Raw genomic sequence first — 12,515 nt, forward strand, 5'->3', positions numbered from 1 at the left:
CAGTTGTACGGATGCGGTCGCGGTCAGTGGGTCCGCGACAGGATCGTGAGCAGTGCCTTCTCCAGGTCATCGGCTGAGGCGGGCCCGATACGCCGGGCCCGCCACGCGACGAAGTCGTCCGGGCGCACCAACAGGACGCCGGACCCGTCGATCCCCACCGAGGCGGCCCACGAACCTTCCGGGTCCCCACCGGACGTCTGGTCGATGCAGTGCACCGCCAGCCGCAGACCGAGCCGTCGGCTGACCTCGTCCGCCACGGCGTGCCAGGCCTGACCCTGCGGGCCGGCGAACAGGGTGAGCCGGTAGTCGACCAGGTCGAGGGTCGACACGGTGGCACCGTCGTGCCGCAACCAGCGGTGCGGCAGGCGGGAACCGGGTGCGCCGTCCAGGTCGAGCTCGACCTCCTCGGTCGAGGGCAGCGCCGGCACCGGATCCAGCACCGCTGTCGACGCGTACCGGTAGCCGAGGTGCACCACGGGCGCGTGCAGGGCACCGGCGTCGGCGCGACGTCGCGCCCCGGCGCTGCCCGTGGCCCAGTGCAGGGACGGGTCCGCCAGGCGGAGCGTCGACTGTTCCAGAGCCGTCCGGGCGACCGGGCGGCGCTCCGCCTCGTAGGTGGCCAGCAGGTCGGGTCCGGCTGATCCGGCCAGCACGTGTGCGATCTTCCAGGCGAGGTTGTGCGCGTCGGCCACCCCGGTGTTCATGCCGAACGCGCCGACCGGCGGCACGACGTGCGCGGCGTCGCCGGCCAGGAAGACGCGGGCGGCGCGGAACCGATCGGCCAGCGCGGCCCGTACCTGCCAGGTCAGCGTGCTGATCACCGCCACCGGGAGGTCGGCGCGGCCGACTGCGGCGCGGATCAGGCTCCGACACCGTTCGGGCGTGAAGTCCTCGGCGTGCTGGCCGGCGGTGGGCGAGTACCGCACGACGTAGAGCCACTCGTCCCGCCCGTCCACGGGCAGCAGGCCACCGGCCGCCTCCGGGGTGGTGATGTCGCACATGACGAACGGTTGGCCCTGCGTGAACTCGTCGAGGTCCGCCTGGAACAGCACGCTGACCAGCGGATCGCCGATGGCGCCCCGGCCGGTCACGCCGATGCCGAGGGCCTCTCGCACGCCGCTGCGCGCGCCGTCGGCGGCGACGAGGTAGTCGCAGGTCACCTCGTACGGCCCCGGCGGGCCGGTCAGGCTCACGGTGACCCCGTCCGGCCCCTGCTCGAAACCGGTGAGCTCGGTCGAGAACTCGAGGCGGGCTCCCAGCGCCCTGGCGCGGTCGATGACCACGCGGTCGAGCCGTCCCTGCGGGCAGGTGCCCCGCAGGATCTGCGGCGTCGTCCGCCGGAACGGCTCGGCGCGGGGGGGTGCCTGCCGGGCCAGCGCGGGCAGGTCCGCTTCGGCCAGGGTCGGTGTGCTGATCATCTCCAGGTTGCCACCCGACATGTCCACGCACACGCGGTCCACCTCGTCGGCGATCCCGGCGGTCCGCAGCAGCTCCACCGTCCGGGGCCCGATGCCCATGGCGCGGGGGTGACGCAGCGGTGCGGGATGCCGTTCGACGAGGAGCGTCGAGACCCCCGACCGGGCCAGGAACATCGCGGTGAACAACCCGACGGTGCTGCCTCCGACGATCACGACATCAGTTTTTCGAGGTGCCACGGGATCTCCTTCTCCGAGTCCATGCGGTTGCCTTGCCGTGCCAGCGATAGCCGTTTTCGCGGGGCGCGTCAACTGGTGTTCAAAATTGCGTGCGGGTGATCCGGACAGGCATTTCCGGCTGTTACGGTGCCCCTGCGTTCGGCGCGAACGTCAGCCCGATCCCCCGCCCTTGCGGCTGCTGTCCCTCTTTTCGCGGAAGGACCATTCGCCTTGATGATGAACGAGGTCTACTTCGACTCGGTCGGCGTCCGTCTCGGCCGTAGGCTGGACCTCCGCGAGGCGGTCGCGGACGGCCGCTACCCGGACGCCGAGTACGTGGGAAACGCGCTGCTCGCGGTGTGCGTGTCGGACGACGAGTTCGCACCCGACCTGGCCGTCGCGGCCGCACGGCAGGCCCTGGAACGGCGTCAGCCGTCCGCTGCGGACGTCCGGCTCCTGCTGCACCACGGCACGTACTTCCAGGGGCAGGACGTGTGGACGCCGTCCTCGTACGTGCAACAGCAGACGATCGGCGGCAGCGCTCCGGCGATGGAGATCGACCAGAAGTCCAACGGAGGTCTGGCCGGTCTGTTGATCGGCGCGTCCTTCCTGTCCGCCTGTCCGGACGACGCCACGGTGCTGATGACCACCGGCGAACGATTCTGCCTCCCCGGTTTCGACCGATTTCGTACGGAGAGCGGGACGGTGATGGCGGACGGTGGCACCGCGCTCCTGCTCAGCTCCCGGCCCGGCTTCGCCCGGGTGCTGTCCTGTGTGCTCAACGCCGACCCGTCGCTGGAGGCGATGTATCGGGGCACCCGGCTCAAGGACGCGCCGCACGCCGGGGACAAGCCCCTCGACCTGCGGGGCCGCAAGGCCCGGTTCATGCGCAAGAACCTCGACGATCTCGAGGACATCTCCCAGCGGATCGCCAGCGGGTTCTGCGACACGATCGGTCAGGCGTTGGACGAGGCCAAGGTCGCCGCGGCCGACGTGCGGCGCTTCGTCCTGCCCAACAACGGTCGCACGGTCCGCTGGTGGACGATGCTGGCCGAGATGGGTGTCCCGGACGACCGGACCACCTGGGAGTTCGGGCGTCGGGTGGGACACCTCGGCGCGGGGGACCAGGTGGCCGGTCTGGAGCATCTGCTGACCACCGGGTGCCTGGCCGTGGGTGACCACGTCGTCCTGGCCGGGAGTGGCTACGGCTTCAACTGGGGCGCGGCCGTCCTGGAGATCGTGACGATTCCGGACTGGGCCCGAGCCTGACCGTCCGGCATGCCTGCCTTTCGAAAGGAGCACCATGTCTTTTCCAGCCCTGGTCGAGCCTGCGGCCGCCCTTCCTGACGGCGAGGCCGCTCGGCAGGCGCACCAGCTGATCCTCGGCGGCTTCGGATCGACCGGTCAGCGGCGGCTGGCGGCCGGCCGCGTTCTCGTCGTGGGCGCGGACGAGGTCGGTGGGCTCGTCGCCGCCCACCTCGCCGACTCGGGCGTCGGTGTCATCGGCGTCGTCGATGCCGCACCCCCACAGCCCTGGGACGATCACCTCGGCATTCCGGACGGCGGCTGCGCCACCCGCGCCGAGGCGTGGGTGACCGCTCTGCGGCGGACGCGCCCCGCCCTGCGGGCCGAGGTGGTGCCCGGGCGCTTCGACCTCGCGAGCGCCGAGTCCATGGTCGACTCGTACCACCTGGTTGTCTGTGCGGGCGAGGACGCCGCCCGTTGCCAGCTCGTCGACGACGTGTGCGCCCGGGCCGGGATCCCCTTCGTGTGGGGCGAGCTGGACGGCGGCCGGGCTCGCCTGTCGGTGTTCTGGGACGGGCAGGGGCCGGGCTTCCGCGATCTGCACCACGAGCGGCCAGGCGCCTACTTCCGGGGCATGTCGGGGACGCTGCGGCTGTGGGGCGGGTGGTTGGCCGCGGCCATGAGCATGGAGGTGGTCAAGCTGCTCACCGGCACCGGTGAGCCGCTGGTGGGTCGTGTGATGACGTACGACGCGACGCTGGGTGAATGCTCGGTCCGGCCGTACGAACGCCGGCCCGGTGTGGACCGGCCGGCCGAACTGACTGCGGCGGAGCCGTTCTTCGGTCTGTTGTCACCGGCGGCGGCCGAAGCAGCCCGGGGCGGGACCATCTCGGTGCTCGCCCTGCGCGACCTGGTGGCAGGCGGCGAGAAGTTCGCGTTGGTGGACGTACGGGAGCCCGAGGAGTACGACTACGTGCACCTGCCCGGCTCGACGTTGATCCCCAAGGGCGAGTTCTTCAGCGGGGACGCCACCGAGCGCCTTCCGCGCGACCGCCGGGTCGTGTTGATCTGCCGGTCGGGGATCAGGTCGGCGGAGGTGCTGGCCCTCGTGCACCGCAGCGGTCTCCCGGACGCCGTCCACGTCGGAGGCGGGATCCTCGCGTGGGCGCACCAGCTGGATCCCTCCATGCCGGTCTACTGAGGGCGGTCGAGCCGCTGCTCTGCTGAGGGCGGTCGCGCCGCTGCGCCCGGGTTCACCGTCCGGGCGCAGCGGCGCGCGTCGACCAGGGTTACGTGCTGGCGACCTGCTGGATGAACGCCGCCACCCGACTCTTGATGCGCTCCACCTTTTCCGGCACCGTGAGCGTCTCCTCCATCCGCAACCCCGGCGGGAGGGCTTTGAGCCCCCGCACGTAGAGGGAGCAGTTCAGGTCGGCGCACATGTACAGCCCGACGGTGTCGCCCTTGCGTCCGGCCGGGCCGGACTTGCGCGCTGCCATCAGCGTGACACCACCCGAGCCGTGGGTGGTGAGGCACAGCGAGCACATGTTGCGCTGCAGGCCCGGCAGCCTGTCCGGGTGTCGCAGCATCACGCCGATCGGCGCGTCGTCCTCGCCCTCCTGCCAGACGAGGTAGCTGCGTTCGGGTGCCCGTGGGTCGGTCCACCCGAGGAAGTCGAGGTGCTTCCACGGAAGCTCCTCCACCTCCCGCGGTAGCGAGATGCGTCGTGACTCTCCCTTTGAGCAGTTTATGAAGGAATCGCGGATCGCGGCCTCAGCCAGCTGCTTCATGGAGCGACTGTAACAACACAAATCACCTAAGGCAAACGGCTATATGCTATAGGTAGAGAGGTGAAGAAGACCTTCATCCGGCAGGTCACCCGTCCCGACGAGGAGACACGATGAGTACGGACCAGGCAACGACAGATCAGAGCCCGCCACCGAGCCTGGACCGGGCGCTACTGGGCAAGGTGATGCTCCTGGCCCTCGGAGGATTCGTCGGGCTGCTGGACAGCACCATCATCGGGGTGGCCGTACACAGCCTGTCGGCTGCGTTCTCCGCCACCCTGGCCCAGACGCAGTGGGCCTCCACGGCCTATCTGCTGGCGATGGCGGTCGTCATCCCCGCCACCGGGTGGGCGACACAGCGCTTCGGTTCGGCAGCGACCTGGGTCGCCTCGCTGAGCGTCTTCCTGGTCGGCTCGCTGGCCTGCGGACTGGCCTGGTCGCTGGGCAGCCTCATCCTCTTCCGCGTGGTGCAGGGCCTGGGCGCGGGCATGCTGTTCCCGCTCATGCGCATCCTCGTGGTGGAGATCGCCGGACGGGAGCGGATGGGCCGCGCCATGGCCGTCATCGCCATTCCGGTGCAGATGGCACCCATTCTGGGGCCCGTGGTGGGCGGGGTCCTGATCGAGAGCCTGTCGTGGCGCTGGGCCTTCCTGGTCAACGTGCCGATCGTGCTGGTCGCCGTGATCCTGTCCGCCCGCCACCTGCCCAACCGCAAGGGGCAGGACGCGCCACGACTCGACGTCTTCGGCCTCGTCACGATGGGTCTGGGCATCGCCGGGTTGCTCTACGGGCTGAGCATGCTCGTCGACGGAACCCCACCCACCGCCGTGCGGGTCTGGGCACCGCTGCTGCTGAGCGTGGTCTCGCTGGCCTGGCACGGCATCCGGGCGAGCCGCGCCACGCGTACCGGAGTCGTCGAGTTCGACCTGTTCCGGGATCGCGCCTTCACCGCCTCGACGGCGATCACCCTGCTCAACAACGCGGCCCTGTTCGCCGTCGTCTTCCTCGTCCCGTTGCTCCTACAGGAGGGCGACGGCCGCGGTGCGGTCGACGCCGGCCTGGCGCTCGCTCCACAAGGCGCCGGGATGCTGGTCGCTGTGCTGGTCGTCGGCAAGATGGTGGACCTGAAACACAACTCCCGGGTGATGGTCCTCGGCGGGCTGGCGGTGGTCGCGGTGACCACCGTCCCCCTGGCCTTCGCCGAACCCGGATCGGCGCAGTGGCTGATCGTCGCCGCGCTGTTCGTCCGTGGTATCGGCCTGGCCTTCGTGGTGTCACCCACCATGCTGACGCTCTATCACTCCCTGAGCCAGGAGCGCGTCCCGGCCGCCACCACGGCGAATGCGATCATCCAGCAGATCGGGGGCGCGGTGGGCACCGCGGCAGTCGCGCTGCTGCTGCAACCGCTGACCCGGCAGCAGGGCAGTGAGCTCGGCGGCTTCCACGCCACCTTCTGGGTGGTCGTCGGGGTCGTGGTGCTGACCGCGGTGCCCGCGGTGTTCCTCCCGGCACGGCGCAAGCCGGTCGTGAGCTGAGCCGGGCGGCCGGGTGGCGCAGCCGGTCACCGGTGTCCACGGACACCGGACCGGCTGCCCACCCGGTGCCGCGACGAGCAGGCCCGGCTGCGGAGCCGGATGGGCGTACGCGGTCCTCAGGCGTGCCAGGCGGACACCACCCGGGCGGCCTGGTCCCCGTTGAGCCGTGGATCGCAGAGGGTCGTGAACGGACCAACCGGTTCGTTGCCGGCGACCGGCACGCACTCGGCGACGGTGTTGGGTGTCGTCTCCAGGTGGAGTCCCCCGGGTACGCCCTCCCCGGCGAGGACCGCCAGTTGAAAGCGTTCGACCTCGGCGACCACGTCGGCCACGGAGCGCGTCTTGCGACCGCTGGGGCTACGGATGGTGTTGCCGTGCATCGGATCGCAGAGCCAGATTGCCGGATGCCCCGCCCGGCGTACGGCTCGGACCAGCGGCGGCAGTGTGTCGGTCACCCGGCCCGCCCCGAGCCGCGCGATCAGCGTGAGCCGGCCCGGACGGCGCTGCGGGTCGAGCTTCGCGCACAGCTCGAGCAGTTCACCGGCGCTGATTCCCGGACCGACCTTGCATGCCACCGGGTTGTCGATGGCCGCCATCACCTGGACGTGGGCCCCGTCATGACGCCGGGTGCGCTCACCGATCCAGGGCCAGTGCGTCGAGGTCAGCAACGAACTGCCGCCGGGGGCCCGCCGCAGCAGGGGAATCTCGTAGTCGAGCAGCAGCGCCTCGTGACTCGTCCACACCGGGTCGACGCCCGCCTGCCCGGGGTGGCGGCCCAGCAACTCCAGATGCGCCAGCACGGTGCGAGACATCCGATATCCGTGGTACAACCGCACCGGGTCCGGGGAGCGGTCCGCCATGGTGTGCCCGGGACGATTCACCAGCGCCCCGCGGAAGGCGGGCAGGTCCACACCGTTCACCCGCTCGAACGGCTCGGAGCGGGGCTTGGCCAGTTGACCTGCCAGTCGTCCGACCCGCAGGACCGGTAGCCCGGAACCAGCCGTCATCAGGGCGGCGAGTTCGTCGATCAGACGGATCCGGTCGCGGACGTGCGTGGCCGTGGCCTCCCGGGGATCCTCGACGCAGTCACCGCACTGCAGGACGCGACGCCGGCCGTCGGCGACCTCGGCCAGCAGGCGACTCAGCTCTTCGACCTCAGGCGAGGTGACCAGCGGTGCGCTCCAGGCCAGGGTGGCGCGGGCCCACTCGAGCAGGTGGCGGTTGCGCCAGACCGGTTGCTGGTGCGGCGGTTCCTTGAATCCCCGCCACACGTCGCGCAATCCGTCCGGCACGCGGATCTCGTCGTCGGCGAGGACGTCGTACCGGAATGCCTTCTCGGTCACGGCAGACTCCTTTCAGTTGCTGAACGTCGTGCTGATCGCCGTCGTCGAGCGATCGATGACAGGACTCTTCGGGTGGGCGAGTGCGTAGTTCCGCACTTGGACGTGCGCGGTGGACGGTCTGCCCGGGTCGGGCCGGGATGTTCGCCGGCCGGCTGCGCTTCGGCCTGGCCGGCTGCGCTCCCGCCGTGCCGGCTGCGCTCCCGCCGGGCCGGCTGCCGGGCGGGCGGTGGCGGCGGCGCCGGGGTCGCCCCGACGTCCCCACGCACCAGCAGCGGCGGGGCGTGCCGCCGGTCAGGCGAAGGCCTCGAAGCCGAGAGGCTCCCGGGCGAGCAGCCCTGCCAGGTAGGTGGCCACCGCACTGCCCTCGGGATAGTTCCTCGTCAACCGGACCATCTGCCGGGTACTGATGAAACCCATTCGCCAGGCGATCGCCTCCAGGCAGGCGACGGGCTCGTTGCGGTGCTGGAGCAACTGCACGACGTTCCCGGCGGCCAGGAGGCTGTCGTGCGTGCCGGTGTCCAACCAGACCGTTTCCGGTCCGAGACCGACGATTCTGGCGCGACCCTCACCGAGGTAACGATTGTTGAGATCGGTTATCTCCAGTTCACCGCGGGCGGAGGGTGTGAGTGCCCGCGCGTGATCCACGACGTCGGGAGTGTAGAGATAAAGGCCGGTGACCGCCTGGTTCGATGATGGGGAAATCGGCTTCTCCGCCAGTCGGACCAGGCTCCCGTCGCGGTCGAGTTCGGCGATTCCGTACCGGGTGGGATCGGAGACGGGGTAGGTGAACAACGTGCAGCCCGACACCTGCTCGGCTTCTGCCCGAAGCAGCGGGCCCAGGTCGGTGCCGTGGAATATGTTGTCGCCCAGCACCAGGCAGACGTTCTCGTCGCCGATGAAGTCGGCGCCCAGGAGAAATGCCTCCGCCAAGCCACCCGGCCTTTCCTGGACGGCGTACTCGATATTCAGTCCGAGTTCCGCTCCCGTCTCGAAGAGTTGTTGGTAGAGCGACAGGTGGTCAGGGGTGGAGATGATCAGGACGTCCCGGATGCCGGTAAGCATGAGAACGGACAGCGGGTAGTAGATCATGGGTTTGTCGTAGACCGGCAGCAGCTGTTTGGACAGGGCCTTCGTTGCGGGCCTCAGCCGCGTACCCGAGCCGCCGGCGAGAACGATACCGCGCATATTTCAACCTCTCCAGGAGAAGATGTTCGGTGGTGGATCACCACCAGTCGTTTCCGCCGGCACCGACTCTGCCGGCACCATTCGACCGTTTCGGTGGGGCTGTTTCGCACCCGGTCTCGTCGCGGGTCACGTGATCGAGGCAAGTCGATCTAGCGTGGCCCGACGTTCGCCGTGGCTCTGGTGGTCCCGACACCCGGTGCGCCCTCGCCGGGGTGCGTGGGACCAGTGCGGGTTCGGTCAACGGCGATTGGTCGGCGTCACTGCCGGACGGCCGGGTCCCGGGTGGCTGTTGAACATCGACGTGCTTCGGGCAAGGTGATTTCGATCATGGCCCGAGTGGATTGCCTGATGCGGCGGAGTTCTTCGCCAACTGCACCGTACCGACTCTTCTCGGCGGTGTCCTCCAGCCGTTGACGACAGCTTGTCAAAGTTGCAGCGACTCATGTAGACCAATTTGTGGCCCGTAGCGGCCGTGGCCCCGGGCGGACAATGGAACGAGGAAGAGGTGGCTCGATGTGCCCTCTCACCGTGAAGGACGATCGACGTCCTTTGGAGGCCCTGCTGGACCTGCTGGAACGGCACGAAGAGGCGCAGGTCGGGGCGGCGGCTGCGATCCGGTCGGTCCGGGCGAAGGTCGCGGCCCTGGCGACATGTGGATGGCCGGTCACGGCGGGCGCCACCGGTATAGAAGAGGTGGCGAGCTGGTCGCGGATGGAGGACTTGCTCAAGAACGCTGCGGTTCACGCCGCCGGTGAGATGATGTGGATGGATCCGCCGGCACCGGCCCAGCAGATTGTCACCGACGCCGTGAATCGCCACCGTACGGGCATCGACGCCGGGCTGGTGATCCGAGTGATCCGACAGAATGCCTCCGTCGGCGCCGCACGGATCGCGGGACCATTGCAGAAAATGGCTTCGGTCAGCGTGCAGGTGCGCAGCACACAGCTCGTTCCGTTCCGTTTCCTGGTCGTCGACGACGATCTTGCCCTGATCTGGCCGACCGGCCCGGGCAATAGGATTTCCGGCCACCTGCTCGTACGACAGGAAACTGTCGTCGCGCTGCTGCGACGCGTCTTCGAGTTCTGCTGGAGTACCACCACGGAAAGCCCCACGGCCGTGACGCCGGGCGTCGCACCCGACGATCGGGACCCGATCGTCCGGTACACCTCCACCGACCTCGTCGACAGCCCGTTGCGCCTGACGGAGCAGCAACTGATGATCCTGCGGCTGTGGGCACGTGGCCGGCCAGACACCGCGATCGCCCGTGAGCTGCAACTGTCGGCCCGCACCCTGCGGCGGCTCGTCTCCGCGCTGCTGCGGAGGCTGGGCACCAGCAGCCGCTTCGAGGCCGGAGTGGTGGCCGGCCGCATCGAGGGCCTGTTGGACTTTCCGTCGTAACCGATCGTCGACGACAGCTCTGGGGAGCAGACATGGACAGAGGTACCACGCGCGCTGTGCTCGTCACCGGCGCCAGTCGCGGGATCGGCCGGACCATCGCCGTACGGCTCGCAACCGCGTCGACCGTGGTCGCCGTCCACTACCGTCGCGACGACGCGATGGCTGCGGAGACGGTGGACCTGATACGTGCCCGGGGTGGGACGGCGTTCGCCGTCCGTGCCGACTTCGCCGACGACTCGGGTCTGGACGTGCTCCTCGACGGACTGGCAGCGGGTCTCCGACACCACACCGGCGACACCACGCTCGACGTGCTGGTCAACAACGCCGGGGTGGGCTGCCGGGCGGATGTCGCCAAACTCGTCCCGGAACAGCTCGACCGGGTGTTCGCGATCAACGTGTGTCTCCCGGTGTTCCTGGCGCAGCGGGCCCTTCCCCTGATGCGCGACGGGGGTCGGATCGTCAACATCTCCTCGCTGGCCACCCGGGTGGCGCACCCCGAGATCGTCGGTTATGCGATGAGCAAGGGGGCACTCGAGGTCTTCAGTCAGGCACTGGCCGAGCAGCTCGGTCCACGTGGGATCACGGTGAACAGCGTCGCTCCCGGCCTCATCGACACGGAGTTCCACGGTGACCGGCTGCGGCAGCCGGGAACGGCGGCGGAGCTGGCGTCGAAGGCCGCGCTCGGCCGGATCGGTCAGGTGGACGACGTCGCCGACGTGGTCGCCTTTCTGGCGTCCGATGCCGCACGCTGGATCACCGGTCAGCGCATCGAGGTCGCCGGCGGGACCTCGCTCTGAACCGGGAGTCGCCAGGCAGTGGGCGCGGCGCCCCGATCGTGCGGCTGTCGCCCGCGACATGAGAATGTCCGCATCCGGCCACGACCGGCAATGGTCAGATGCGCGCCTGTACCGGTCGGCGACGGTCTGGCAGCCTTACCCGTGAGCCGCCCACCGATCGCCCCCGGTCGCCGGCAGCTCGATGTCATGACGATTCTGGAATACCAGCGCGGCTGACCGTCGGCACTGTTGCCGCCTGCCCCGCGCGCCGGCCGCCTGATGCGGCCCGCCGGGGTCGTACGCCCTGTACAGCCAACCGCGTCGAACCATGGTCGAGTCCGTGCCCCGACCGGGTCGGCCGGAAGAGACCGATTGTGGTCGGTCGGTCCTCACTTCGGCGTTCACTGAGGAGATCCGTTGACTAGTGGTGCTGCGCGGCCAGGCGGTGGTCGACTCGAATCGTTGACCGGCGCGCGATTCGTCGCCGCGTCGATGGTGTTCCTGTTTCACGTGGCGACACTGCGGCTGTTCGCCGACGGCACCGGTGTCTCCGGTGCGCTCACCTCTGCGACCAAGAGCGCCGCCACCGTCGGCGTCTCCTTCTTCTTTCTCCTCAGCGGCTTCGTCCTCACCTGGTCCGCCCGGCCCGACGACACGTACCGTGGGTTCCTCCGGCGACGGCTGGTCAAGATCTATCCCAACCACGCGGTCACCTTCGGGCTGGCGATGCTCGTCTTCGCCGCTGCCTCCACACCGTGGTCCACCGCGCTGCTCAATCTGCTGCTGTTGCAGGCATGGGTGCCCAAGCCGGACGTCTTTCTCAGTGTGAACGGCCCCAGTTGGTCGCTGTCCTGCGAGTTGTTCTTCTATGCGATGTTCCCCCTGCTGCTGCCCCGGCTCGCCCGGATCAGGGCCGGGCAGTTGTGGGCGTGTGCGGCCGGCGTCGCCGGTACGGTGATCGCGTTGCCCGTGCTCGGGTCGCTGCTGCCGGCGTCACCGCGGTTCCCGGAGGGCTTCGCCGGCACCGTGCTGGCCGACCAGTCCGTCGACCAGATGTGGTTCCTCTACGCCTTTCCGCCGGTGCGGCTCCTGGACTTCGTACTCGGGATGCTGATGGCGAGGATCGTGCTGACCGGTCGGTGGGTGGGCCCGGGGCGGGGCGTCGCCTTCGCGCTGACCGTCGTCGGTTACCTGGTCGGCCTCATCGTCCCGATGACGTACACCGTCAACGCGGTCCTCATCGTGCCGTTGGCGCTGCTGGTGCCCGCACTGGCGGTGGGCGACGACCGCGCGGGCCGGTCGTGGCTGAGCAGCCCGGTCATGCGTCGGCTCGGGGAGGCGTCGTTCGCGTTCTACCTGGTGCACGAGATCGTCCTGATCGTCCTGCGGGCGGGCATCGGCTTCGACCGTGAACTCGGACGGGGTGCCGGCCTGCTCTTCGTCGCCCTCGCCTTCCTGCTCAGCCTCGGCCTGGCCGTTCTTCTCCACCGCCTCGTCGAGTCACCTGCGATGCGCCGGTGGGGCCGACCGCCGCAGGGCAAGCGCATCGAGACCGACGCCGCCGTCCGGGTCGAACCGTCGTAGCCGATCCGCCTGGCATCCCCGCTCATCC

Annotated in this window: 10 protein-coding genes; 6 read left to right on the forward strand and 4 right to left on the reverse strand. The window is 69.6% G+C overall.

The genetic code is table 11. From position 1 onward, the window contains the following. Positions 1–23: 23 nt before the first annotated feature. Positions 24–1,655 carry an FAD-dependent monooxygenase gene (locus JQN83_RS02765; RefSeq protein ID WP_208565403.1) on the reverse strand — a complete coding sequence of 544 codons (1,632 nt, stop codon included), beginning with the start codon at positions 1,653–1,655 and terminating at the stop codon, positions 24–26. A 213-nt stretch (positions 1,656–1,868) separates the two neighbouring features. Here JQN83_RS02765 and JQN83_RS02770 point away from each other — a divergent pair, with 213 nt between their 5' ends. Next, positions 1,869–2,903: a ketoacyl-ACP synthase III family protein gene (locus tag JQN83_RS02770; protein ID WP_208565404.1), complete on the forward strand. Its 1,035-nt coding sequence runs from the start codon at positions 1,869–1,871 to the stop codon at positions 2,901–2,903. Positions 2,904–2,937: 34 nt separating this feature from the next. Continuing rightward, a complete protein-coding gene (locus JQN83_RS02775) occupies positions 2,938–4,080 on the forward strand; it encodes a ThiF family adenylyltransferase (protein WP_208565405.1) in 1,143 nt (380 codons plus the stop codon). An 88-nt stretch (positions 4,081–4,168) separates the two neighbouring features. Here JQN83_RS02775 and JQN83_RS02780 read toward each other — a convergent pair whose 3' ends face one another. Next, on the reverse strand, positions 4,169–4,669 hold the full coding sequence (locus JQN83_RS02780) for an FBP domain-containing protein (RefSeq protein ID WP_208565406.1): 501 nt from the start codon (positions 4,667–4,669) through the stop codon (positions 4,169–4,171). A 110-nt stretch (positions 4,670–4,779) separates the two neighbouring features. On the opposite strand from JQN83_RS02780, the gene JQN83_RS02785 reads away from it, so the two are divergent. Then, positions 4,780–6,201, forward strand: coding sequence for an MDR family MFS transporter (locus tag JQN83_RS02785; protein WP_208565407.1), 1,422 nt, complete (start codon positions 4,780–4,782; stop codon positions 6,199–6,201). A 116-nt stretch (positions 6,202–6,317) separates the two neighbouring features. On the opposite strand, the gene JQN83_RS02790 is transcribed toward JQN83_RS02785, so the two are convergent. Together JQN83_RS02790 and rfbA are read right to left on the reverse strand one after the other, a co-directional pair. Further along, positions 6,318–7,544, reverse strand: a complete 1,227-nt coding sequence (locus tag JQN83_RS02790) for a 3-deoxy-7-phosphoheptulonate synthase (protein ID WP_208565408.1) — start codon at positions 7,542–7,544, stop codon at positions 6,318–6,320. 291 nt (positions 7,545–7,835) lie between these two features. After that, on the reverse strand, positions 7,836–8,729 hold the full coding sequence (gene rfbA / locus JQN83_RS02795) for a glucose-1-phosphate thymidylyltransferase RfbA (protein ID WP_208565409.1): 894 nt from the start codon (positions 8,727–8,729) through the stop codon (positions 7,836–7,838). Between the two features lie 528 nt (positions 8,730–9,257). On the opposite strand from rfbA, the gene JQN83_RS34025 reads away from it, so the two are divergent. From JQN83_RS34025 to JQN83_RS02810, 3 genes are all read left to right on the forward strand, one after another. Further along, positions 9,258–10,127 (forward strand): helix-turn-helix transcriptional regulator, encoded by an 870-nt coding sequence (locus JQN83_RS34025; RefSeq protein ID WP_208565410.1) that lies wholly within the window; start codon positions 9,258–9,260, stop codon positions 10,125–10,127. Positions 10,128–10,159: 32 nt separating this feature from the next. Beyond that, a complete protein-coding gene (locus JQN83_RS02805) occupies positions 10,160–10,924 on the forward strand; it encodes an SDR family NAD(P)-dependent oxidoreductase (RefSeq protein WP_208565411.1) in 765 nt (254 codons plus the stop codon). A 441-nt stretch (positions 10,925–11,365) separates the two neighbouring features. Further along, a complete protein-coding gene (locus tag JQN83_RS02810; protein ID WP_208565412.1) occupies positions 11,366–12,487 on the forward strand; it encodes an acyltransferase family protein in 1,122 nt (373 codons plus the stop codon). Positions 12,488–12,515 lie beyond the last annotated feature (28 nt).

It is taken from the genome of Micromonospora antibiotica (assembly GCF_017599305.1).
In the GTDB taxonomy this organism is placed as follows: domain Bacteria; phylum Actinomycetota; class Actinomycetes; order Mycobacteriales; family Micromonosporaceae; genus Micromonospora; species Micromonospora antibiotica.

Bases quoted from the DNA above. Each gene is read 5' to 3' on its own strand.
- JQN83_RS02770 (WP_208565404.1), top strand. From the start codon at position 1,869: ATGATGAACGAGGTCTACTTCGACTCGGTCGGCGTCCGTCTCGGCCGT.
- JQN83_RS02775 (WP_208565405.1), top strand. From the start codon at position 2,938: ATGTCTTTTCCAGCCCTGGTCGAGCCTGCGGCCGCCCTTCCTGACGGC.
- JQN83_RS02780 (WP_208565406.1), bottom strand. From the start codon at position 4,669: ATGAAGCAGCTGGCTGAGGCCGCGATCCGCGATTCCTTCATAAACTGC.
- JQN83_RS02785 (WP_208565407.1), top strand. From the start codon at position 4,780: ATGAGTACGGACCAGGCAACGACAGATCAGAGCCCGCCACCGAGCCTG.
- rfbA (WP_208565409.1), bottom strand. From the start codon at position 8,729: ATGCGCGGTATCGTTCTCGCCGGCGGCTCGGGTACGCGGCTGAGGCCC.
- JQN83_RS02805 (WP_208565411.1), top strand. From the start codon at position 10,160: ATGGACAGAGGTACCACGCGCGCTGTGCTCGTCACCGGCGCCAGTCGC.